This window comes from Variovorax sp. PAMC26660 (genome assembly GCF_014302995.1).
Taxonomy (GTDB): domain Bacteria; phylum Pseudomonadota; class Gammaproteobacteria; order Burkholderiales; family Burkholderiaceae_C; genus Variovorax.
This window is the reverse complement of record NZ_CP060295.1, coordinates 723,762-746,980: the sequence shown is the minus strand read 5'-3', so window position 1 is coordinate 746,980 and position 23,219 is coordinate 723,762. Positions and strand designations below refer to the sequence as shown.

The following is a 23,219-nucleotide window of genomic DNA, read 5'->3' as shown; positions in this document are numbered from 1 at the left end:
GGTTGGCACAGGTTCGAGCAAGGGCGTGAGGCGGCATTGTGGCCGCCATCTCGCGCCCGGCACAGCTCGCCTCAAGCGCGGCTGTCGACTCGCGAATGCGCCCCGGCGCTTCTCGGTGAAAATCGCCAGCCGCGAGCACCAACGCAACAACACCCCCGCCCATCCCATGTTTCCCGATCGCGTTCTGACAGAACGCCTGCTGCTGCCCCCAGCACCGCCGATGCTCGCGCCCGGCATCGTCCACAGCAATTTCAGCGTGCAGGGCGATGCGCGTCAGAGCCTGCTGGCGTGGCAGGAGCGAATGAGCCCTGTCTACGACATACGCCCGGTGTCGAATCGCGGCGAGGAAAGCTTCGATGCTTCGCTTTCCCGCTACTCCATCGACGATCTGACTTTCTTCGAGATCCACACCAGCCCCAATGTGGCCGAGCGGTCGCTGGGCCGTGTGTCTACGGAAAGCGTTCGCGACATTTCGTTCAGCCTGTTCCTGGAAGGCGAGCCTTCTCATTTCAAGGGCCGCAGGCATCAGCCGGATACGCAGCACACGCCGTCCGTTCCAAGCATCCTGGCGCTGGACATGGACCAGCCTTGCACCATCCGGAGTTTCCATGGCCGGATGCTGCTGTTCTTCGTGCCGCGCGCGCTGGTGGAAAACGCCTTTCCTGATGCAGCCTCGCTGCATGGGCGACGGGTTCATGCCGTCACGCCATTGATGCGCATGCTGGTCGCGCATCTCGTCGCGCTCAATCAGCAGATCGTGGGCCTGAGCAGAGACGACGCGGGCGAAGCCTTCCGCACCGCGATTCAGTTGCTGGCTGCGGTTTTCAGCCGGGAGGCGGGTCTTTCCGGCAACGCCCGCGCGGCCGTGCGAGCCGCTGTCTACGGGCAGGTGCGGCGCCATGTCGAGGCCCATCTGCACGACCCCGATCTGTCTCCCGACAGCGTGCTGCAGTCGCTGCACCTGTCGCGTGCCACCGTGTACCGCCTGTTCGAGCACGAAGGTGGACTGGCCGCCTACATTCGCGCCCGCAGGCTGCGAACGGCGGCCGATGAACTGGTGCGCTTTCCGCATGTGGCGGTGCAGGACATTGCATCGGGGCTGGGGTTCAACAATGCATCGAGCTTCACGCGTGCGTTTCGTCGTGCCTATGACATCGCGCCGCAGGAACTGCATGAATATGCGCCGTTGATCCAACGCGACCGCTCGAAACCGGATCTGCATTCGTCCTGGCGCAGGCCGGCTTTCAGGTAGAGGCAGCGCCGGCTTGATCGGGCGAAGACCCGGCCATCGATCACGATGTTTCAGTTTTGAAACGCCTGCGTGCCTCGATACGGGCTCCGGGGCGTTTAAATTCGGTGCCGGTGCGCTTGCGCGTGAACCGAACCCTCCCAACCCTTCCATTGAAGAAAGAACCCCTCGTTTTGAACAAGACCGAACTCATCGCCGCCATCGCCACGGACACGAACCTCAGCAAGGCCGACGCAGCCCGCGCGCTCGACTCCGCCATCGAAAACCTGTCGGGCGCCCTGGCGCGTGGCGAAACGGTGCAACTGATCGGCTTCGGCACCTTCACGGTGGCGAGCCGCCCCGAGCGCTCGGGCCGCAACCCGTCGACCGGCGAGCCGATGACCATCAAGGCCAGCAAGGCGCCCAAGTTCGCCGCCGGCAAGGCGCTGAAGGACGCGGTCAACGTCGCCTGACGGCTCTTCAGGCGGCATCCGCATCGCGTTGCCTGTCATGCTTTTGCGCGGATCAACTGCGCAAGCAGGGTCAGCACGGCGAACACGAGGATGACCGCCACGCCCGCATACAGCATCGACAGCTGTGTGCCGGGCAAGATCGCTGCGGTGACCACCGCGAGGCCGCAGGCCCCGCCCACCTGCAGCGAGCTGTTGAGCAGGCCGGCGGCGAGCCCTTGCTCTTCGTCGGCCACGCCGCTGGTGCCGGCCACCATCAGCGCCGAGATGCTCAGGGCAAAGCCCACACCCCACAACACCGACGCGGGCAGCAGCACGCCCCACAGGTCCGGCTCCGGGCCGATGCGCAGCATCAGCAGGTAGCAGGGCACGAAGGCCGCGAGCCCGACCAGCAGCACGCGGTTGACGCCGAACCTGCCGATGAGCGCGCCGATCTTCGGCCCGATGACGACCACCATCAACCCCGCAGGCAACAGCACCAGCGCCATCTGCCACGGCGTCCAGCCGTGCAGGTTCTGCAGGTACAACGCAATCAGGAACTGAAAGCCCATCGCGCCGCCGTACAGCAATGCGGCACTGACGTTGGCGGCCACCAGGCCCCGGTTGCGAAAGATGCTCAACCGGATCAGCGGCTGCTTCGCGTTGCGCTCGATGACAACGAAGCCCACGAGCAACAGCACGGACAGGGCGAAGCCGCCGAGGGTCCGCAGCGATACCCAGCCCGCCTCTTCTGCAGAGACCACAGTGAAGACCAACAGCAACGTCCCCGCAACCAGCGTCAGCGCACCGCCGATGTCGAGCCGCAGCCGTTCGGTGCGCGGCGGGTCCGGTGGCAGAAACCGCAGGGCGGCCAACAGCAGCAGCACGGCCACCGGGATCGGCAGGATGAAGATGTAGCGCCAGTTCATCGCCGCGAGCAGGCCGCCGATCAACAACCCTGAGGAGTAGCCCGACGCCTCGAAGAGATTGAAGATGCCGAAAGCCTTGTTGCGATACGGTCCTTCGGCAAAGCTGGTGGCCAGCAACGACATGGCGGCCGGTCCGGTGAAGCCTGCGGTCATGCCCTTGATGAAGCGCGAGACGATGAGCAGGAACGCGTCGTCGGCGAACACGCCGAACACCGACACCAGCGCGAACACGGCCAGTCCGATCACCAGCACGCGCCGCCGGCCGAACAGATCGGCGCATCGCCCGCCGAGCAACAGGAAGCTGCCGAACGCCAGGATGTAGGCGCCGACAAACCACTGCGCGGTGCCCGCGCTGATGCCGAACTCGTGCTGTATCTCGGGTATGGCGACGGCAATCATCGAGATGTCGAGCCCGTCCAGCAGAATCACGCCGCTGAAGATGAGCAGCGCGACCCACAGGCGCGCGGGCCAATGCAGGGAATCTCCATCAGGGTCCAGGGGGCCGCCCAAGGTCCCGCCGGCCGTGCGCTCTTCGCACGGGGTCGAGCAAGCCGACATTTATATTCACTCCATCGTTGTCAATTCGCACGATCATTCCCGGGGGAGCGGGCGTTGGGAAACGAGTAGTTCTCGACGAACCATCAAATGGAGCTTGAAGATCGATGAACCGCATGCTGCCGGGAACGCGCGCACTCCGGACCTTCGAGGCGGCCGCGCGGCACCTGAACTTCACGCGCGCGGCCGACGAGGTCGGGCTGACGCCAGCGGCGGTCAGCTACCAGATCAAGGAGATCGAAGACCAACTGGGCGTGGTGCTGTTCACGCGCACCAGCCGCACGATCCAGCTCACGCCGGCCGGCGCCGTGATGTTCGAGACAACGGCCGATGCGCTCGACACCCTGCAGCGCGCCGCCGGCCGCGCCCGGCGCATGACGCGCAGCGCCGCGCATCTGCGCATTTCGCTGAGCGCAAGGTTCGCGACCAACTGGCTGCTGCCCAGGCTTGCCCGGTTCCGCGCCGAGAACCCGGGCCTGGAGCTGAGCTTCGACATCAGCGACGAGCTTCGCAGCTTCGACATGGACGACATCGATGTCGCGATCCGCTTTGGCACCGGTAGCCATGAACACGCACGATCCGATCGATTGTTCGACACGGTGATCGTGCCGGTCTGCAGCCCGAAGCTGCTCGAAACCGGACCCCGGCTGCAGGAGCCACAGGACCTGTTGCAGCACACGCTGTGCTACGTGGACTGGAAGACCGAGGGCATGATCTGGCCCAACTGGCGCATGTGGATGGCCGCGGCCGGCATCGCTGATTTCGACGACAGCCGGTGCGTGGCGTTCTCCGATTCAGGCTTCGTGGTGCAGGCGGTCATCGAAAGCGGTGCCGTGGGTCTGGCCGACCTGGACATGATCGCCACCGATCTTGCGCAGGGCCGGCTGGTGAGGCTGTTCGACATCGGCGTGAGCGTGGCGCGGCCTTACGCCTACCACCTTGTCTGTCCGGAGGGCAGCAGCGAAGATCCGCGTGTGCTCGCGTTTCGCGAGTGGATGCTCAAGGAGGCGGCGCAGTCGTAGACTCCGGCGGTGCGCCGCCCGATGTGCGTGGAAGGCCGATCTTCTGCCATCGGGTCGAGCCCATCAACAACGGAGACCGTCGTCCATGTCGCCCGAAGCTCCTCTCAGCATCAGCCAGATCGTCGTCCAGGTCTGCTTGTTCTTGGTGGCTGCCATCGCCATCTTCGGCGGCAGCCTCCAGATGTACCTGGGCCAGCCTGAAACCTCGCCGCGCTACGACAACGTGCACAGGTTCATGGCGGGGGTCTATCTGTCCACGGGGCTCATCTGTCTCTGGGCCGCGTTCACGGTTCGCCAGCAGGGCGTTCTCATCTATCTCCTGGCGCTCGGCGTGTTGCTTGCTGGTTGTGGGCGCCTGTTGTCCATCAGCAAAGTGGGCCTTCCCGAGCCGGCGGCCGTCTGGCTCGGCTATCTGATCCCCGAGCTTCTCATTCCTTTTGTCATGGCCGGGGCTCACTACGTGGGTCACTAGGGTGAATCGACATTCAAACGGGGCCGCGTTGGCCCGCTTTGCACCCGGCATTCGTCCTTCGCGGCCCCGTTTGAATGTCGACTCACCCTAGCAGGCAGTGCCGTCGCGCTAGAGTCGGCCCACGACCACAAGACCCGTCACGCCACATGTCCCTGCTTCAGCTTCTTCGATGGCTCCCGATCGGGGCCTGCCTTCTGGTGCTGGGCTGCGCGAGTCCGCCGGGACCGCCATCGTCATCGTCCGCACCCGTCATGTCTTCGCTGACGCCCGATCAGTCGAACGGCATCGCGATCCATGCGCTGGGTCTGGTCGGCACGCCGTACCGCTATGGCGGCAACACGCCGGAGGGCGGTTTCGATTGCAGCGGGCTCATCGGCTATGTATACCGCAGCAGCGTGGGGCAGGTGCCGCCGCGCACGGTGGCGCGAATGGCGGGCTTCGGCCGTCCGGTGGCGATGTCCGAGATCCGCACCGGCGACCTGGTGCTCTTCGGTCCGTCCACGCCATCGCATGCGGGCATCTATGTTGGGGGCGGGCGTTTCGTGCATGCGCCGTCGACCGGTGGCGAGGTGCGACTCGATCGGCTGGATGGCGTGTACTGGTCGCGGCAGGCGATGCAGGCGCGCCGGCCCTGAGTCCTCAGTCTTCGAGGTCGCGCTGCTTCCTTTGGCGCCAGGCACGGTGTTCATCGCTGACGCGCGCCGGCCTGCATGTCGTTCGCGCGGCTGTGGCTTCGCTGCGCCTCAAGGGTTGCCAGTCGCTCGGGTTCTCGGCCTGAGACAGGCTCAGCCACTCCGCGCCGCAGTGACTGCATGAGGCCACGAGCGCGTCGCGCCCACCGTGGCGTCCGATGAGGGTCTGGTCACCGAGCGTGGGCGTGCCGCAGCACGACCAGAACAGCGTCATGTCCGGCCGCGCCTGGGTCTGCCTGACCCAGGCGGCGGCGCGATACCAGAGCGTTGCGTTCAACACCATGTCACGCCCTGCCCGAACGGCTGCGCGGTGCGTCGAGCCTGCGAATGCGCACCCATGTTTCAGCCGAGACGATCCACACGGCCGCGATGACGACCAACCACACGAAGTCCATTGCTCACTCGTTGCCTTGCGAAGCATCGAGTGTCCGAAGACGCGCATAAAAACGGCGTCGAATGTTCACGCGAGCGCGTAAACAAGACATAAAGAGAAGGTGCTCAGGCGCGCGGCGACTGCACGTGCTCGGGCCGCACACCCAGCCCGACCGCGCGCGCGGGCAGCCTGCGCAGCAAGGGCCAGCGCGACAGCAGCCGCAGCGGCCATGGCACATGCCCTGCCGCGCCCGAAACCTTGCCGTCGAGCACGGGCATCAGCACACGGTCTTGCGCCATGCGCTGGGCGGCCTGTGTCACACGCACCGGCCATTCCCTGCGGCGTTGCAGTTGAGGCAGCAGGTTGTCGATCTGCTTGTCGGTCGCGCTGCCGGCCAGCGGCAATGCCAGCAGGTTGGCGGCGGCCACGGCGTCCTGCACGGCGAGGTTGATGCCCACGCCACCCACCGGCGACATGGCGTGTGCGGCATCGCCGATGCACAGCAGGCCGGGGCATGACCACGACTCGAGCCGGTCGACCGTCACTTCGAGCAGCTTCACCGCGTCCCAGTCGGGCAGGGCCGACGGCAGCCGGGCCGCAAGAAAAGGCGCGACCTTGGCGATCTCGGCGTGAAACGCGGCGATGCCCCTGGCCTGCAATGCGGCGTGGCCGCCTTTGGGGATCACGAAGGCGCACTGCCAATAGTCGCCACGGTTCAGGGTCACCAGGAGATGCCCGCCGGCGATGTGGCCGGCGGTGGCTTCGGGGTCGCCGGGTGCCTTGGGAATGCGCATCCACAAGACGTCGATGGGCGCGCCGTAGCTGATGTGCGGCAGTGCAGCGGCATCGCGCAGCGTGGAGTGGCGGCCATCGGCCGCCACCACCAGCGAGGCGTGCAGTTCGATGTCCTGCGGCTGGCCGGCCCGGCTGCCGCGCCGTACTTTCACGCCGTTGACGCGGCCTTTGTCCTGCAGCAGGCCGATGGCCTCGGCATCGGTCCACAGCTCGAAGCCCGGATAGCGCCGGGCCTCGTCGCACATGAAATCCAGGAACTCCCATTGCGGCATCAGCACCAGGAATTTGCTGTGCGAAGGCAGGTGCGAAAAATCGGCCACGGGAAGGTCCCGGCCTTCGAAGGTCACGCGCAGTTCTTCGATGCGGTCATGCGGGCGCTGCAAAAATGCGTCGAGCAGGCCCAACTCATGCAGGATCTCCAGCGTCGATGGATGGACGGTGTCGCCGCGAAAGTCACGCAGAAAGTCGGTGTGCTTCTCCAGCACCACGACGGGCACGCCGGCCCGCGCAAGCAGCAGGCCCAGCACCATGCCGGCCGGACCGCCGCCCGCGATGCAGCAGCGCGGTGGCGCGGCGGCCGGGGGAGTGGCGGAAGGTATGTCCATGGCTTCGATCTTTCTGTACCGTCGATGGCAGGGCGTATGTTGCAGTCTGGTCCGGTTCGTGCGTGTAGGCCCGCAGGCATAGCACTGCTGCGTGGCAGGCTGATTGTTCGGGTTTTCCATTACGCAATGCCACGCAGGCCGCCCACGCGGTCCGACGGATGCGCCAACACCCCGCGCCGGCAAGACTCCTCGCTCCAATATTGAGGAGACATCCGCATGCACAGCATCCGACGCCATCTGGTGTGGCTGGTCGTGGCCGTGGTCGGCGCATTCGCGCTCGGCACCGTGGCCCTGACCCGAGGTGAAAGCGTCAACGCCCTGTGGGTGGTGGCCGCCGCGATCTGCACCTACCTGATCGCCTACCGCTACTACAGCCTCTTCATCGCCGACAAGGTGCTGGGCCTGGATGGCAACCGCAAGACGCCGGCACATCGCCACAACGACGGCCTGGACTACGTGCCGACCGACAAGAACGTGCTGTTCGGCCACCACTTCGCGGCCATCGCGGGTGCGGGTCCGCTGGTGGGCCCGGTGCTGGCCGCGCAGATGGGCTACCTGCCCGGCCTGCTGTGGATCCTGGCGGGCGTGGTGTTCGCCGGTGCGGTGCAGGACTTCATCATTCTGTTCATCTCGACGCGGCGCGACGGCCGCTCGCTGGGCGACCTCGTCAAGCAGGAGATGGGCGTGGTGCCCGGCATGATCGCGCTGTTCGGCACCTTCATGATCATGATCATCATCCTGGCGGTGCTGGCGCTGATCGTGGTCAAGGCACTCGCCGAATCGCCGTGGGGCACCTTCACGGTGGCGGCCACGGTGCCGGTGGCGCTGTTCATGGGCGTGTACCTGCGCTTCATTCGCCCGGGGCGCATCGGCGAGGTGTCGCTGATCGGCTTCGTGCTGCTGATGCTGGCCATCTTCGGCGGCCAGGCCGTGAGCCAGAGCGCCGAATGGGCGCCGCTCTTCACCTTCGACGGCAAGGCGCTCACGTGGATGCTGGTGGGCTACGGCTTCGTGGCCGCGAGCCTGCCGGTGTGGCTGCTGCTGGCGCCGCGCGACTATCTTTCGACCTTCCTGAAGATCGGCACGATCATCGCGCTGGCCATCGGCATCATGTTCGTGATGCCGACGATGCAGATGCCTGCGCTCACGCAGTTCGCGCAGGGCGGCGGCCCAGTGTGGTCCGGCAGCCTGTTCCCGTTCCTGTTCATCACCATCGCCTGCGGTGCGGTGTCGGGCTTCCACGCGCTGATCTCCTCGGGCACCACGCCCAAGATGCTCGACAACGAGCGCCATGCGCGCTTCATCGGCTACGGCGGCATGCTGGCCGAATCCTTCGTGGCAGTGATGGCGCTGGTGGCGGCCTCGTGCATCGAGCCGGGCATCTACTTCGCGATGAACAGCCCGGCCGCGCTGGTGGGCAGCACGGCGCAGCAGGCGGCGCAGACCATCTCGAGCTGGGGCTTCGTGATCACGCCCGAGATGCTGCTGCAGACCGCGAAGGACGTGGGCGAAACCACCATCCTGGGCCGCGCGGGCGGTGCCCCGACGCTGGCGGTGGGCATTGCCCACATCCTTCATCAGGTGATCGGTGGGCAGGCCATGATGGCCTTCTGGTATCACTTCGCAATTTTGTTCGAGGCGCTGTTCATCCTCACGGCGGTGGACGCCGGCACCCGCGCCGGCCGCTTCATGCTGCAGGACCTGCTGGGCAGCTTCGTGCCTGCGCTCAAGCGCACCGATTCGCTGCCGGCCAACCTGATTGCCACGGCGCTGTGCGTGGCGGCCTGGGGCTACTTTCTGTACCAGGGCGTGGTCGATCCGCTGGGCGGCATCAACACGCTGTGGCCGCTGTTCGGCATCTCCAACCAGATGCTGGCCGCGGTGGCGCTGCTGCTGGGCGTGGTGGTGCTGTTCCGCATGAAGCGCGAGCGCTATGCGTGGGTGGCCATTGCGCCGGCCGCATGGCTGCTGGCCTGCACGCTCACGGCGGGCTGGCAGAAGATCTTCTCGGCCGACCCGAAGATCGGCTTTCTCTCGCATGCGGCGAAGTACACCGAAGGCCTGGCCAACGGCGTGCTGGTGGCGCCGGCCAAGACGCCCGAGGCCATGTCACGCATCGTCTTCAACGACCGGCTGGATGCGGCGTTGTGCGCGCTTTTCATCTTCGTGGTGCTGAGCGTGCTGGTCTACAGCATCAAGGCCTGCCTGGCGGCGCGCGCGGCCAACCGGCCGACCACGCGTGAAACGCCGTTCGAGCCGGTGGGCACTGCGTCGTCGGCAGCCCACTGACGCCATGGGCCTCGCATTGCCGGAAGCCGGGCGCTACTTTGCGCGCTCGCTCAAGCAGTCGCTGCGGCTCATGGTCGGGCTGCCCGACTACGACGCCTACCTGACCCACATGGCGGCCACCCACCCGGACCGGCCGCCGATGAGCTACGAGGTTTTCTTCAGGGAGCGGCTGGAGGCGCGCTACGGCGCGGGCAAGGGACGCTGCTGCTAGCGGCGGGCCTGTGCGGCTGCCGGACACAGAGAAGGCACGATTTATAATTCTTTGGTTCGCGCGATGCGATCCCTTTGCTGCAAGCCCGGCCCCGCGCCGGTGCCGAGCGGCAAAGGCACCCAACCCAGATTTTTCCAGGCAGGGCACATCCGGTTTCTCCACTTGAGAGGTGGCGAGCCGGCGTGTTGCTTCGCGATTTCACAAAAAAAATCGCCCTGAGGGAAATCAACCATGTCCGTTCGCTCGCCTGCGCCGCGTTTTCGCCTGCGCCATCCGTCCTTGTTCCTTGCCGTGCTGGCCGCCTTGAACGGCGCCGCGCATGCCCAGCAGAGTGCCGGTGGCACCACGCTCAAGGAAGTCACCGTCAGCTCCGAGCAGGATGCTGGCTACGCCCCCTCCGTCAGCAGTACCGCCACCAAGGGCAGTGCGCCGCTGCGCGACATTCCGCAGGCGGTGAACGTGCTGCCGGCGCAACTGCTGCACGACCAGGGCGCGACCTCGATGCAGGACGCCCTGCGCAATGTGCCGGGCGTGTCCTTCAACGCGGGTGACGGCCAGCGCGACCAGGTGGTCATTCGCGGCTTCTCGGCCATTGCCGACTGGTTCGTGGACGGCGTGCGCGACGATGCGCTGTACTTTCGTGACCTGTCGGACACGGAACGCATCGAGGTGCTGAAGGGCCCGGCTGCCGTGCTGTATGGCCGTGGCTCGTCGGGTGGCCTCATCAACCGCGTGACCAAGAAGCCCGTGTTCGAGCGCCCCTTCGGCGAAGTCTCGCTCGGCCTGGGCACCCATGACTTCAAGCGGCTGACCACCGACCTGAACACGCCCATCGGCGAGAACATGGCCTTTCGCCTGAACGTTGCGCGCGAAAAGTCGGGCAGCTTTCGCAACCAGCAGTTCATCGACCGCTACAGCATCGCGCCGTCGTTGGCGATCAAGTTCAGCCCGCAGACCGACCTGCTGCTGCAGTACACCAACGCCTACGACCAGCGCCTGACCGACTTCGGCATTCCCGCGCTCAACGGCCGGCCGGTGAACGTGCCCATCGGCACCTACTACGGCTCGGCCTTCGGCAAGCGCGACGACACCACCACGACCCGCGTGCAGTCCTTCACCTCGACGCTGAACCACCGCTTCAACGAATCGCTGGACCTGCGCAACGTCACGCGCTACTACACCTACAAGCTGGACCGCTTCAACACCTTGCCCAGCGGCACCACCGACCCGGTGCGCATGACGGTGGGCCGCACGCGCGGCTTCGTGGACCGCGACGAAAGCGGCTGGTTCAACCAGACCGACCTGACCTGGCGCAACACCATCGGCGGCTTCAAGCAGGAGTGGCTGGTGGGCGCGGAGTTCGGCAAGCAGGACAAGCGCCTGTACTCGGTGTCTTCGGCCACCGGCTACGAACGCGTGAGCATCCTGAACCCGATGGCCGCGCCCGCGCCCATTCCACTGGCGAGCTACCAGGCCGCCAGTGCGATCCCGAGCAACTCGACCTTCAAGACGGCCGCGATCTACGCGCAGAACCAGATCACCCTGGCGCCGCAATGGAAGGCGCTTGTGGGTGGCCGCTACGACGTGTTCGGCCAGGAGACCTCGTTCGAGCGCTCGCAGGCGCCCATCGAACGCACCGACCGGAAGTTCAGCCCGCGCGCAGGCGTGGTGTGGCAGCCGAGCGAAACGCAGTCCTACTACGTCTCGTACAGCCGCTCGTTCCAGCCTTCGGCCGAGACCTTCGCGCTGTCGACCGGCATTGCGGCCAATGACCCCGAGATCACGGTCAACAAGGAAATCGGCGCCAAGTTCGACTTTCTGGACGGCGCGCTCAACTTCACGACGGCGATCTTCAACCTCGAACGCTCGGGCATGAAGAACACCGACCCTGCCAACCCGGCGCGGCAGATCAACGTGGGCACGCAGCGCACCAACGGGCTCGAACTCGCGCTGGCCGGCAAGCTGCCGGGGCGCTGGGACATCAGCGCGGGCTATGCGTACCTCGACGGCCGCATGGTGAAGTCGCTGGCCACGGTCAGCTCGCTGCAACTGCCGGTGGGCGCGGCGTTGCCGGTACAGGGCAAGGTGGCGGCGCTCACGCCGCGCCACTCGGCCTTCGTGTGGCTCATGAAAGACCTGGGCAACGGCCTGAGCGCAGGCGGCGGCGTGAACTATGTGGCCGCGCGCTATGCGTCGCTCAGCAACCTGGTCACGCTGCCGGGCTACGTCACGGCCGACCTGGCGGCCAGCTACAAGACGGCGCGCTACGAGATTTCGGTGAACCTGAAGAACCTCACCAACAAGAAGTACTACGTCTCCGGGCACGGCAGCGTCGACAACCTCATCATGCCCGGCGCAGGGCGCGAACTGCAGGTGGCATTGACCGCGAAGTTCTGACGACGGTTGTTGCGCATCAGGCCCGCGGCGCGCGGGTCGATGCGCCGCCCTTGCGCTCCAGCAGCTCGACCATCTTGAGCGCAGCGGGCGCGAGCGGCCGGTTCTTCAGCGCCAGCCGATAGAGCGGACGCGAGAGGGCGGCACCGCCCGCCAGCTTCAGCTCGCGCAGCGTGCCGAGTGCGAGCATGTCGACCACCACCACGCGCGGCAGCATCGAGATGCCGACGCCACTGGCCACGGTGCGTGCGATGGCTTCGTTGCTGGCCATTTCCATCCAGGGCAGGGCAGCGATGCCGTGGGTTTCGCACAGCGCCTCGGTGGCCTGCCGCGTGCCTGAGCCGGGTTCGCGCAAGATCCAGTTCTGGCGGCCCAGCGCCTGTGCCGTCACCGCACGCCGCGGCAACGCCGAGTCCGGCGCCACCACCAGTGTGAGCGGGTCGGCCTTCCATTCGCTGACCTCGATGCGCTCTTCATCGACGCGGCCTTCCACCAGCGCCAGGTCGATGCGGCATTCAAGCAACTGCTCGCACACCCATTGCGTGTTGCCGACCGTCATGCGCGGCACCACCGCCGGATAGGCGTCGCAGAAGGCCGCGACATACGGCGGCAGCCAGTAGCTCGCCACCGTGGTGCTGGCGCCGATGGTCAGGCTGCCGCGCTGCACGCCGACACGCGCACGCACATCGTCGAGCGCGGCGCGCTCCATCGCGAAGATGCCGCGCGCATGCGTGAGCAGCGAGGTGCCCGCCTCGGTGAGCCGGAAGCCCTTGCCGGTGCCGCGCTCGATCAGCGTCAGGTCGAGCTGATGCTCCAGTTCGCGGATGCCCTTGGACACCGCCGGCTGGCTGATCCACAACCCTTCGGCCGCGCGAGAAAAGCTGCCCGCCTCCGCCACCGCGACGAAAAGGCGCAGCAGGTGCAGGTTCATCGCCATAACTTCATTTCATGCATCGGTGAAGTTTATGTCTTTGACTCATGGGGTGTCCATTCCTAACCTCGGGTCCATGCACTCCCTTGTTGCTTCGTTCCCCGGTTTCTCTTTTGTTCGCACCCGCTGGCCCGGGCTGCTTCTCGCGGCCCTGTTGGCCGCCATGGCCGCGCTGCTGGCGCAATGGAGCCCGATGCTGCAGATGGGCCTGAGCGCGATGACGCTGGCCATCGCGTTGGGAATGCTGGTGGGCAACACCGCGTTTCCCTCGGTGGCCGACCGCGCCGGTGCGGGCGTGGACTTTGCGCGCAGCGTGCTGCTGCGCGCGGGCATCGTGCTCTACGGCTTTCGCATTTCGCTGCACGACATCGGCGCGGTCGGCTGGCCCGGCCTGCTGATCGGCATGGCGATGGTGGCGCTGACCTTCGGCATCGCGGTCCATGTCGGCACCCGCTGGCTGGGGCTCGACCGGCAGACCGCCGCGCTGATCGGCGCGGGCAGCGCCATCTGCGGCGCGGCCGCGGTCATGGCCACGCAGCCGGTGGTGCGCGGCGAGGAGCACAAGGTCTCGATCGCCGTCGCCACGGTGGTGGTGTTCGGCACGCTGTCGATGGTGCTGTACCCGCTGGTGTTTCCGTACCTGGGGCTGTCGGAGCATGCCTTCGGCCTGTTCGCCGGGTCGACCATCCACGAGGTGGCGCAGGTGGTGGCCGTGGGCGAAACCGTCGGCCCCGCGGCAGCCAACGCAGCCGTGGTCGAGAAGATGCTGCGCGTGATGATGCTCGCGCCGTTCCTCATGTGGCTGTCGTTCCAGTCCGCCGCGTCCATGAAGGGCGCGACCAGCTTCAAGGCCTGCTGGAAGCAGGTGCGAATTCCGTGGTTCGCGGTGCTGTTCATCGTCGTGAGTGCGGTGCATTCGCTCGATGTACTGCCGCATGCGTTGGTCGAAGGGCTGGTGCAGCTGGACACACTGCTGCTGGCCACCGCCATGGCCGCGATGGGGCTTCGCACCAGTGCCGTGAGCCTGCGCCGCGCCGGTGTGCAGCCGCTGAAGCTGGGGGCGCTGCTGTTCGTGTTCCTCACGGTTGGCGGCTACTGCGTGAACGCGCTGGTGCTGTCGATGTTCTGAGGGGCACTGAAGGCAAGGCCTCAGGCAGCGGCTGAGGCGGCCTGCGTGAATTCCAAGTTCTCTTTCGAGCGCCTTCGCGCCAGGATGGTATCCACGTTATTTGTGGAGAACATCGATGTCATCCGAACTCAACCAGATCGCCAGTTGGTCGCTGCGTTGGCGCATTTTTCTTTCGGGCGTGCTGTTCCTTGCGGCGGCACTCGCATCGGCGAAGCCCTTCGACGAGAACACCGATCTGCATGCGGAGCAGCGCTTCCAGTTGGCCCTGGAAGCACAGACGGCTCGCGACTACCGCACCATGCTCGATCAGTTGCGGCTGGCTGCCACCGAAGGCCACGCCGAGGCGCAGGAAATGCTGGGCATGGTGCTGCTGACAGGCCAGACGCTGTACGGGCCGGCGGTGAAGGCCGACCGCTGTGAAGCGCGGACATGGATGCTCCGGGCTGCCGGGCAGGGGAGCGAAACCGCGAAGGTCCAACTGGCGTTCCTGAACAGGTTGCGCGGGTCGCCGGCGGGCAAGAGCGCCTGCGGTTGAACCAAAGAAGAGCGGCTGCGGTCAGAATCCGGGCAAACCTCCCATGACCCAGCCTGCCGCCTCACCACCCAGCCGCCTTCATCGCGCAGGCATCGTCATCCTGATTGCCGGGTGGGTTGTCGCGGCGTTTCTCTTTGTCCTGGCAGAGCGCAACGAAGATGGCATGGCAGCCGACCAGCGCGTCGTGAACGGGCAGGTCTACACGGTGCCGCTGGATGCATCGAAACGCGAGCTGCAAGAGGTCGAACGGATGGGCGGCAAGGCGACCGTCTGGATGGTCGAGTCCGAGGCATGGCTCGGATCGCTCTTTCATGGCAAGCGGCTCGCCTACACGCTGGCGGTGTTGTCGAGCGTGGTCGCAGGCGCATGCATCTACCTGGCCGCCTTGGCGGCGGAAGAGGTGGGCGAGTAGAGGCCGCGTCGCAATTCCTCTGTGCACAGTTGGGGTTTCAACGGAGGCCCGCCGTGCAAGCGCGGTGAGAGCATGGCAGCGCCCATGCAAGGTCCGAAGCGGGCGCGTCCGTCGAAAGAACTACAGAGGAAGACAATGAACTTCAGGCTCCCCCTCCATGTCGCGGCGCTGCTTGCCGCTGTCGCACTCGCCGCCTGTTCGCAACTGCCGCCGACTTATGCCGAGAAGGCCGCTGCGCAAGCCACGGCCAATGCGCAGCCCGGCGCACGGCGCTCTCCGGCGCAGGTGAGCCCGGTGCCGACGAACGAGGTGAGCCCGCAGATGCAGGCCTTGATCGGCGGTGGCTACCCCGGCCACTTCAACGCGGCACCCAAGGACACGGCCGAGTGGAAAGCGCTGGTCAACAGCCGCGCGGCGCCGGTGGTGGCGATGATTCCCGCGCTCAAGGAAAAGCTCGGCGTCTCCGTGCAGGCCGTGAAGATCGCCGGCGTGAACGCGTTCATCGTCACGCCCAACAAGATTGCGCGAGGCAACGAGAAGCGCCTTCTGATGCACGTGCATGGCGGCGGCTACGTGTTCGGCCCCGGCGAGTCCGCCTTGCCCGAAGCGATGCTGCTGGCCGGCTTCGGCGGCTTCAAGGTGGTGTCGGTCGACTACCGCATGCCGCCGGACTTTCCCTACCCCGCGGCCATGGACGACGCCATGGCGGTCTGGAAGGAACTGGTCAAGACCAACAAGCCGCAGAACATGGCGGTCTTCGGCACGTCGACGGGCGGCGCGATGACATTGGCACTCGTGCTTCGCGCAAAGGCGGAGAAAGTGCCGCTGCCCGGCGCCATCGCACCGGGAACCCCGTGGTCGGACATCGCGAAGATCGGTGACAGCTACCAGACCAACGAATGGATCGACAACATCCTCGTCACCTGGGACGGCTGGCTGGGGCGCGCCGCGCTGCTGTACGCCGCCGGCCGCGATCTGAAAGACCCGCAGCTCTCGCCGATCTATGGGGACTTCAGCGGCTTTCCGCCCGCGATCCTGACCACGGGCACGCGCGACCTGTTCCTGTCGAACACGGTGCGCACGCATCGCAAGCTGCGGCGCGCCGGCGTCGAGGCGGAGCTGAATGTCTACGAAGGCCAGTCGCACGCACAGTACGGGATCAACTCGGACGCGCCAGAAACCCGGGAAGCATTTGGCGATATCGCGCGTTTCTTCGACAGGCACCTGGGGCGTTGAGAAGCGCCGCTCGTCCATACTCGGTCGCCACGAAAAGAGCGACCCTGTATGCCCACTCCTTCTCCCGTAGACCGCCTCAAGAACGACGTTGCCCATGAAATCCGCAAGGGCGTAGACCTCGCCCTCTCGCACGGCCCGCTGCGACGCGGCAAGGGCATGGTCAGCGGAATGATCGCCCTCGTGCTGGCCAACTTCAGCATGCTGGCCGTGCTGATGTTCCAGTTCCCGGCCTTCCTGAGTACGCCCAAGGTGCGCGAGGTGCTGAGCTTCGACGCAATGCGCACCGTGCTGCTGGTGGCAATGGTGCTGTGCGGCGCACTGGCGTTGACCAACATCGTCTTCAACCGTGTGCGCCGCCTGTCGGCATGGGCCTTGTTCTGGCTGGCGGTTGCCGTGGTCGGGTCCCAACTGGGCGTGAGTGCCACCGGGCACGGGTGGCTGCCCGCCGGCAGCCTGCCGTCGAACATGCCGTACCTCGGCGTCGACTGGTTCATCTTCGACCTGCTGGCGACCACGCTGCTGTTCACCACGATCGAGAAGCTCAAGCCCCTGCGGCCCGACATGCCGATCTTTCGCAAGGAGTGGCAGACCGACTTCATGTACTTCGTGACGGGCCACCTGCTGGTGGGGCTCACGCTGTTCCTGGTCTACGCCATCCTCTACGGCGTGACCGGCATGTTCGCGGGTGTGAACCCGGTGGGGCAAGACACGCTGCGCGGCTGGTTTCGCAACCTGCCGTTCGGCTATGCATTGCTGCTGCTGATGCTGATCACCGACTTCGCGCGCTACTGGCTGCATCGCTTCTATCACGAGACCGCCATCGGCTGGCGCCTGCATTCCATTCACCACAGCGCCGAAAGCATGGACTGGATTTCAGGCAGCCGCACGCACGGCGTCGAAACGGTGCTGTCGACCGTGGTGATCCTGGCGCCGGCCTTCCTGCTCGGGTTTTCGCAGAGCGTGATCAACGTCTACATCGTGATTGCGGGCGTGCAGGCGGTGTTCAACCACACCAATGCGTCGGTGCGGCTGGGGCCGCTGCGCTACCTGATCGTGACGCCGAATTTCCATCACTGGCACCACAGCCGCGATGCGGAAGGGCTGGACCGTTGCTATGCCGCGCACTTCGCGTTCTGGGACTACCTGTTCGGCACGGCGGTGAAGGCCGACAAGAACAAGGTCTGGCCCGACAACTACGGCGTGGTGGGCGACTATGTGCCCAAGGGGTTCTGGCGGCAGCAGCTTTATCCGCTGACATGGTCAGGGCGGTGGACCGATGAAAACGGCGTCGAGCATCGGGAGAATCGCTGAGGCCAGGTCGAGGGAGGTTTTCAGTCCGCCGTTTTCATCGCTGCAAACCCGCGCGCCAGATCCGCCACCAGATCCGAAGGCGCCTCCAGCCCAACGTGCAACCGCACGACCGCACCGCGCCGGCTCCAATCCGTCACGCTGCGCACCGCGCGCATGTTCGTCCAGGCCACCAGACTCTCATAGCCGCCCCATGACGAGCCACGCCCGAACAGCGTGAGTGCATCGACGAAGCGCTCGACGGCCGCGTTCTCGATGCCGGGTTGCAGTTCGATCGACAGCAGCCCGTTGGTGCCGCGGCAGTCACGCTGCCAGATGGCATGCCCCGGATGCTGCGGCAGCGCCGGGCAGAACACCGTTGCCACTTCAGGCCGCGTCTGCAGCCAGTGCGCCACTTCGAGCGCATGCCGCTCGTGCATCTGCAGCCGCGCCGACAGCGTGCGCATGCCGCGCAGCACCAGCCAGGCGTCATCGGGGCTCACGGTCATGCCGAAGGCGTCACAGCGTTCGTTCAGCGGCTGCCAGGCTTCGCGCGTGGTGGCGACCGTGCCCATCATCACGTCCGAATGGCCCGAGAGGTACTTGGTGGCGGCCATCGTCGAGATGTCCGCACCCAGTTCGAGCGGGCGGTACTGCACGCCCGATCCCCAGGTGTTGTCGGCCGCGAGCAGCGCGCCGCGCGCATGCGTCAGGGCCGCCAGCTTCGGCAGGTCGCACATCTCGTAGACCAGCGAGCCGGGGCACTCGGCGTACACCAGCTTCGTGGTGGGCTCGAACAGTTCCTCGATGCCGCTGCCATCCGCAGCGAAGAACGAACTGCGAATGCCATACGGCGCCAGGAACGAATGCACGAGGTTGCGCGTGGGCTCGTACACGCTGTCCGACAGCAGCACATGGTCGCCGGGCTTCAGGTACGACAGCAGCACCATGCCGATGGCCGCCAGGCCCGTCGGAAAGAGCCGCGTGCGGTACGCGCCTTCCAGCTCGCTCACCGCGTCTTCGAGCGCGAAGGTGGTGGGCGTGCCGCGTGCGCCGTAGCTGAATGCGCGTTCGTCGCCACGGCGCGCCCGGGTGTCGCGCATCGCGGCCACGCTGTCGAACAACACGGTGCTCGCGCGCACCAGCGGCGTGTTGACGGGCGTGCCGCCGAAATACGCAGGCGCCTTGCCGGTGCGCGTGAGCCGGGTGTCGAGGGCCTGTACAGCGGGGTCTTCTTTGTGCGGGTCGGACATGGTGTTCTTCGATCGAGCGTGGGCCAGGCCTCAATGGTGCGTCAATCTGCCTTGGCGCCGGAAAGTTTGACGATGCGCGACCAGCGGTCGATGTCCTGGCGCAACTGCGCGGCAAAGGCTTCCGACGAGTTGGCCACCACTTCGCTGCCGCCATCGTTCACCAGCTTGGTCACCTCGGGCATGCGCAGCGTGCGCACGATGGCTTCGTTCAGGTAGGCCACGCGTTCGGGCGGCGTGCCGGCCGGCGCGAAGAAGCCGTACCAGTCTTCGAAGCGTGCGCCGGCGTAGCCCAGTTCCTCGAGCGTCGGTGCATTCTTGAAGACGCCGATGCGGCGCGGGCTGGTCACGGCCAGTACGCGCAGCTTGCCGTTCTGCACCAGGCCTGCGACCGAGGACGTGGAGGTCACGAGCACGTCGACCTGTCCGCCGAGCAGGTCGGTGAGCGCGGGGCCGGCGCCCTTGTAGGGCACGTGCGTCATGGCGATGCCGTCGTCCTTCGACAGCACCACGCCGACGAGGTGCGACAGCGTGCCGTTGCCCGGCGTCGCATAGGTCACCTTGCCGGGGCTGGCCTTGGCCTTGGTGGCAAGGTCGGCGAAGTTCTTGAGCGGCGAGTTGGCATCCACCACGAGCGCGAGCGGCGCGGCGTTGATCTGCGTGATCGGAATGAAGTTCTTAATGGGATCGAACCCGGCCGACGCATAGAGCGTGGGGTTGACGGCCATGATCGACACCTGCGAGGTGAGCACGGTGTAGCCGTCGGGCCGGGCGTCGGCCACGGCCTTGGCACCGATGTTGCCGCCCGCGCCGCCTCGGTTGTCGACCACCGCGACCTGTCCCATGACTTCCGACAGCCGCGTGGTAACCAGCCGAGCCGTCGCGTCGTTGCCGCCGCCCGGCGGGAAGGGCGAGATGAACTTCACCGTTTGCGAGGGGAAGCCGTTGCGCTGCGGTAGGGGCTCGGCCGAGGCGGGCTGCAGGGCGAGTGTCGCGAGCCACGCGGCGGCGACCGCGAAATTGGCAAGACGGGCAAAGCGGGCAAGGTGCGGGATACGGCTGGCAGACGACATGACGGAACTCCTGGGGTAGGAACGGACAACGACGAAAAGAAAGCGAAACCGGGGCTTGAAACGAAGGTCAGGTGTGCGATGCGGCGGGGCCGGCAGGCAGCCGGAAGGCGGCCCGCTCCTGCGCGTCGAGCTGCGCGACGAGGCCGGTTTCCCAGGCGAGGTAGCGGCGTGCGGCTTCCTTGTTGCCGTCGTGCCGGTCGTGCACGAAGAACAGGTAGTCGATGCAGGCGGCGTCGGCGGGCAACTCGGGTGTGGCTGCTACCGGCAGGCCGGCCTTGCGCCATGCGGCCATGCCGCCTTCGAGCAGCAGCGGAGCGGGCGCGTGGCCCGCGAGTTCGGAGGCAACGGCCCAGGCCGCGAGCGCGGCGTCGTCGGCGACCAGTACGAGCTGGCGCGTCTCGCCCTTCAGATCGTCGGCAAGGCGCGGGCGGATCGACCAGCGGGCCTGCGGGATGTGGCCGGCACGGAATTGCATGCTCGCGCGCAGGTCGATCAGCGCGACATCGCCTCGTGCCAGTTGCGCAGACAGCGCTTGTGCATCGATGGTCGACAGCGCGGGTGCGGAAGGCGCATCCACAGGCGCCAGCGACAAGCCGCTCGCAAGCCCGCCTTCGAGCACGCTCGCGTCATGCCCCATCTGCCGCAACCAGCTTGCGATGGTGGGGGCGCGCACACCGTCGTTGTCGAACAGCACCAGCCGCGCGCCGCGCACGCCGAAGTACTGATCGCCGGCCTGCATCAACTGGCCACCGGGCGTGTGCTGCGCACCCGGCAGGCTGCCGGCCGCGAATTCCTCGGGCGTGCGCACGTCGCACAGGAACAGCGTGCGGCCCGCGTCGGCGGCCCACTGTTGAACCGTGGGTGCCGTGACGGTCGGCACATCGAAGCGCGCGGCCAGGGCTTTGGCAGCGGGGCGCAGGTCGGCATTGCCGCTGTCGTCCGCATAGCGCTGCGTGTCGCCGTGTCCCAGCACGTGATCGCCCAGATACCAGCCCTGCGTGCCGTTTTCCAGCGCATAGACCGGATTGGGCAGGCCCAGGTTGATGAGCGTCTGCGCGCCGATGATGCTGCGCGTGCGGCCCGCGCAATTGATGACGATGGGCGTGGTGGTGTCGGGCACCAGCCGGCGTACACGGTAGGCCAACTCGCCGTTGGGGCAGCAGGTGGCGCCCGGAATGTTCATCTTGTGGAACTCGCTGACGGGGCGCCCGTCGAGCACCACCACCTTGTCCTGGCGCGCCAGCATCTGCGCCAACTGGTCGGCGCTGACGCGGGGGGTGTGGTACGTCTCTTCGGCCAGTTCGCCGAAGGTCTTGGAGGGCAGGTTGACGCCTGCGAAGAGCACATAGCCCTCGGCTTTCCAGGCCAGCGTGCCGCCCTGCAGCACATGCACGTCGGTGTAGCCCAGCGATGCGAGCCGTGCGGCGGCGCGCTCGGCGACCTTGGCCGTGCTGTCGTCGGCCGCGTCGTAGGCCACCACCCGTACGGCGCGGCGCGGCAACAGGCGCGGTGCGTCGATCTCCAGCCGGCTGAAGGGCAGGGGGATGCCGTAGAACAGGTGGGCCTCGCCGTACTGGCCGTGCTCGCGCACGTCGAGCAGCGCGATCTCGCTGCCATCGTGCAGCCAGGATTTGAGGGTCTTCGGGTCGATGTAGGAAGTCGTCATGGGCAGGAAGGTCGGTCAACAACAGCGAATGCGGCGGGACGAGCGCGCCCCTGCGAGGCCGCACGGCGGCCCGCATCCGGAAACTGCAAAGGGGAAAGAAGAAGGAGGCGCTCAGCGGCGCGTCTGCACGCCGATGCCCATCGTTTGATAGGTGCCAGCGGCCACGTCGTACGCGGTGCGCTGCGTCAGCGTTTCGAGCGCGCGGCCGTACATGTGCAGGTGGCGAATCACCTGCTCGCCCTGGATCTCGACCGAGTGGATGTCTTCAGGCATCAGCGCGATGCCCGTACCCGGCGCCACGATGACCAGCGCCGTTTCCTCGAGCTTGCCGACGCCGGGCACGGAGCCGTCGTCGGTGCGTTCGTACACGCGGTTGTGCTCGGTGCCTTCCACGGCGGAGATGCAGGCCCAGGTCGTGTGGTTGTGCGGCACGATCTTCTTGCCCGGGCGCATCACGTTCAGGTAGAGCGCGTAGCTCTGGTCCGGGTCTTCGGCGATCAGGTAGCGGGCCTGGTGCTCGCCGGCCTCGGGCGGCGGGAAATCGGCGGCGCCCCAGTACGCGGTGTGCGCGGCCAGCCCTTCCAGCGAGGCCAGCACCACGGCGAGCTTTTCGCGGGTGGGTTCAGCGCCGCCGATGCTTTGCTTCATGTCGGCGATGGACGCCGCTACGGCTTGGCGGCGTTGCTCGGATGGGGTGCTCATGCGGTGTTCTCCAGTGGGGTGGCCTGTTTCGTGTGCATTCACTGTAGTGACGGTGGCGTGACGCCACAATCCAAGCAGCGCAAGAAACACATCAATAAAATTAATGAATGCCCACGCTCGATCTTGAACTGCTGCGTTCCTTCGCGGCTGTCGTCAGCCACCACAGCTTTGCGGCGGCGGCCGTTCACCTGGGGCGTACCCAGTCGGCCATCACGCAGCAGATGCAGCGGCTCGAAGAGCAGATCGGCCAGCCGCTTTTTGCCAAGCAGGGCCGCCAGAAGCGGCTGACCGAGCAGGGCGAACGCCTGCTCACCTACGCGCATCACATGCTCGCGCTGAACGACGAGGCGCTGCGCAGCATGCGGCAGGGCCAGCTCGAAGGCAACCTGCGCATCGGCGCGCCGCACGACGTGGCCGAGACCATGCTGCCGCTGCTGCTGACCGAGGTGGCGCGCACGTCGCCGCTGCTGCAGCTCGACATCCACATCGGCCGCAGCCCCTACCTGATGACTTCGCTCAAGAGCGGCGAAGTCGACATGATCATCTCCAACCGGGCCGACCCGCAGTTCGACGGCGTGGTGCTGCGCAATTCACCCACTGTGTGGCTGTGCGCCGCGAGCTATGTGCACGACCCGACCAAGCCGGTGCCGCTGATCATGGCCGACGGGCCCAGCATCTTCCGCCGCATCGGCCACGAAGCGCTCGACGCGGCCGGCGTGGCCTGGACGCCGCGCTACACCTCGTCGAGCCTCATCGGCATCAAGGCGGCGTTGCGCGCGGGCCTGGGCGTGACGGCGCGCGGCGTGGAGCAGCTCGACGCGGGCCTGCGCGTGCTGGGCGCGGGCGACGGCATGCCGCGCCTGCCCGACCTGGCGTATTACCTGTACGTGCGCAGCCACGTGGTGAACCCGGTCACGCGGCAGGTGTTCGAGACCTTGAAGAAGCACCTGCGCTTGCCGGGCACGGACGCGCCGGCCTGAAGGC

Annotated in this window: 22 protein-coding genes; 14 read left to right on the top strand and 8 right to left on the bottom strand. The window is 66.6% G+C overall.

What is annotated here, in order from left to right:
* Positions 1-115 precede the first annotated feature (115 nt).
* Together H7F35_RS03480 and H7F35_RS03475 are read left to right on the top strand one after the other, a co-directional pair.
* A complete protein-coding gene (locus H7F35_RS03480) occupies positions 116-1,252 on the top strand; it encodes a helix-turn-helix domain-containing protein (protein ID WP_261803512.1) in 1,137 nt (378 codons plus the stop codon).
* 170 nt (positions 1,253-1,422) lie between these two features.
* Positions 1,423-1,701 (top strand): HU family DNA-binding protein, encoded by a 279-nt coding sequence (locus tag H7F35_RS03475; RefSeq protein WP_187111587.1) that lies wholly within the window; start codon positions 1,423-1,425, stop codon positions 1,699-1,701.
* A gap of 35 nt (positions 1,702-1,736) precedes the next feature.
* Here the strand turns inward: H7F35_RS03475 and H7F35_RS03470 are convergent, their stop codons facing one another.
* The gene (locus H7F35_RS03470; RefSeq protein ID WP_261803511.1) at positions 1,737-3,116 is read right to left on the bottom strand and encodes an MFS transporter; all 1,380 of its coding nucleotides are present in this window, start codon (positions 3,114-3,116) and stop codon (positions 1,737-1,739) included.
* A gap of 152 nt (positions 3,117-3,268) precedes the next feature.
* Between H7F35_RS03470 and gcvA the strand changes: the two genes are divergently transcribed.
* From gcvA to H7F35_RS03455, 3 genes are all read left to right on the top strand, one after another.
* Complete coding sequence (gene gcvA, locus H7F35_RS03465) at positions 3,269-4,183, top strand: transcriptional regulator GcvA (RefSeq protein ID WP_187111585.1); 915 nt, start codon at positions 3,269-3,271, stop codon at positions 4,181-4,183.
* Between the two features lie 85 nt (positions 4,184-4,268).
* Entirely contained in the window at positions 4,269-4,655 is a 387-nt protein-coding gene (locus H7F35_RS03460; RefSeq protein WP_187111584.1) for a DUF4345 family protein, read from the top strand.
* A gap of 146 nt (positions 4,656-4,801) precedes the next feature.
* Complete coding sequence (locus H7F35_RS03455) at positions 4,802-5,290, top strand: C40 family peptidase (protein ID WP_187111583.1); 489 nt, start codon at positions 4,802-4,804, stop codon at positions 5,288-5,290.
* 4 nt (positions 5,291-5,294) lie between these two features.
* Here the strand turns inward: H7F35_RS03455 and H7F35_RS03450 are convergent, their stop codons facing one another.
* Both H7F35_RS03450 and H7F35_RS03445 read right to left on the bottom strand, forming a co-directional pair.
* Positions 5,295-5,630, bottom strand: a complete 336-nt coding sequence (locus tag H7F35_RS03450; RefSeq protein ID WP_187111582.1) for a hypothetical protein — start codon at positions 5,628-5,630, stop codon at positions 5,295-5,297.
* A gap of 215 nt (positions 5,631-5,845) precedes the next feature.
* Complete coding sequence (locus H7F35_RS03445; RefSeq protein WP_187111581.1) at positions 5,846-7,120, bottom strand: FAD-dependent oxidoreductase; 1,275 nt, start codon at positions 7,118-7,120, stop codon at positions 5,846-5,848.
* A gap of 216 nt (positions 7,121-7,336) precedes the next feature.
* On the opposite strand from H7F35_RS03445, the gene H7F35_RS03440 reads away from it, so the two are divergent.
* From H7F35_RS03440 to H7F35_RS03430, 3 genes are all read left to right on the top strand, one after another.
* Positions 7,337-9,409 carry a carbon starvation CstA family protein gene (locus H7F35_RS03440; protein WP_187111580.1) on the top strand — a complete coding sequence of 691 codons (2,073 nt, stop codon included), beginning with the start codon at positions 7,337-7,339 and terminating at the stop codon, positions 9,407-9,409.
* 4 nt (positions 9,410-9,413) lie between these two features.
* Positions 9,414-9,620, top strand: coding sequence for a YbdD/YjiX family protein (locus tag H7F35_RS03435; RefSeq protein WP_093238419.1), 207 nt, complete (start codon positions 9,414-9,416; stop codon positions 9,618-9,620).
* Between the two features lie 231 nt (positions 9,621-9,851).
* Positions 9,852-12,017: a TonB-dependent receptor gene (locus H7F35_RS03430; protein ID WP_187111579.1), complete on the top strand. Its 2,166-nt coding sequence runs from the start codon at positions 9,852-9,854 to the stop codon at positions 12,015-12,017.
* Positions 12,018-12,033: 16 nt separating this feature from the next.
* Here H7F35_RS03430 and H7F35_RS03425 read toward each other — a convergent pair whose 3' ends face one another.
* A complete protein-coding gene (locus H7F35_RS03425) occupies positions 12,034-12,945 on the bottom strand; it encodes a LysR substrate-binding domain-containing protein (RefSeq protein ID WP_187111578.1) in 912 nt (303 codons plus the stop codon).
* A gap of 76 nt (positions 12,946-13,021) precedes the next feature.
* Between H7F35_RS03425 and H7F35_RS03420 the strand changes: the two genes are divergently transcribed.
* The 5 genes from H7F35_RS03420 to H7F35_RS03400 all read left to right on the top strand — a co-directional run bounded on the left by H7F35_RS03420 (position 13,022) and on the right by H7F35_RS03400 (position 17,568).
* A complete protein-coding gene (locus tag H7F35_RS03420; RefSeq protein ID WP_187111577.1) occupies positions 13,022-14,074 on the top strand; it encodes a YeiH family protein in 1,053 nt (350 codons plus the stop codon).
* A gap of 115 nt (positions 14,075-14,189) precedes the next feature.
* A complete protein-coding gene (locus H7F35_RS03415; protein ID WP_187111576.1) occupies positions 14,190-14,609 on the top strand; it encodes a sel1 repeat family protein in 420 nt (139 codons plus the stop codon).
* Between the two features lie 43 nt (positions 14,610-14,652).
* Positions 14,653-15,021: a hypothetical protein gene (locus H7F35_RS03410; protein WP_187111575.1), complete on the top strand. Its 369-nt coding sequence runs from the start codon at positions 14,653-14,655 to the stop codon at positions 15,019-15,021.
* 135 nt (positions 15,022-15,156) lie between these two features.
* Positions 15,157-16,257: an alpha/beta hydrolase gene (locus H7F35_RS03405; RefSeq protein ID WP_187111574.1), complete on the top strand. Its 1,101-nt coding sequence runs from the start codon at positions 15,157-15,159 to the stop codon at positions 16,255-16,257.
* A 48-nt stretch (positions 16,258-16,305) separates the two neighbouring features.
* Positions 16,306-17,568 (top strand): sterol desaturase family protein, encoded by a 1,263-nt coding sequence (locus tag H7F35_RS03400; protein ID WP_187111573.1) that lies wholly within the window; start codon positions 16,306-16,308, stop codon positions 17,566-17,568.
* Between the two features lie 20 nt (positions 17,569-17,588).
* Here H7F35_RS03400 and metC read toward each other — a convergent pair whose 3' ends face one another.
* The 4 genes from metC to H7F35_RS03380 all read right to left on the bottom strand — a co-directional run bounded on the left by metC (position 17,589) and on the right by H7F35_RS03380 (position 22,235).
* A complete protein-coding gene (gene metC, locus H7F35_RS03395; protein ID WP_187111572.1) occupies positions 17,589-18,797 on the bottom strand; it encodes a cystathionine beta-lyase in 1,209 nt (402 codons plus the stop codon).
* A 41-nt stretch (positions 18,798-18,838) separates the two neighbouring features.
* Positions 18,839-19,867, bottom strand: coding sequence for a Bug family tripartite tricarboxylate transporter substrate binding protein (locus H7F35_RS03390; protein WP_187111571.1), 1,029 nt, complete (start codon positions 19,865-19,867; stop codon positions 18,839-18,841).
* Positions 19,868-19,934: 67 nt separating this feature from the next.
* Positions 19,935-21,533, bottom strand: a complete 1,599-nt coding sequence (locus tag H7F35_RS03385) for a rhodanese-like domain-containing protein (protein WP_187111570.1) — start codon at positions 21,531-21,533, stop codon at positions 19,935-19,937.
* A 111-nt stretch (positions 21,534-21,644) separates the two neighbouring features.
* Positions 21,645-22,235: a cysteine dioxygenase family protein gene (locus H7F35_RS03380; RefSeq protein ID WP_187111569.1), complete on the bottom strand. Its 591-nt coding sequence runs from the start codon at positions 22,233-22,235 to the stop codon at positions 21,645-21,647.
* Positions 22,236-22,342: 107 nt separating this feature from the next.
* Between H7F35_RS03380 and H7F35_RS03375 the strand changes: the two genes are divergently transcribed.
* The gene (locus tag H7F35_RS03375) at positions 22,343-23,215 is read left to right on the top strand and encodes a LysR substrate-binding domain-containing protein (RefSeq protein ID WP_187111568.1); all 873 of its coding nucleotides are present in this window, start codon (positions 22,343-22,345) and stop codon (positions 23,213-23,215) included.
* Positions 23,216-23,219: the final 4 nt, after the last annotated feature.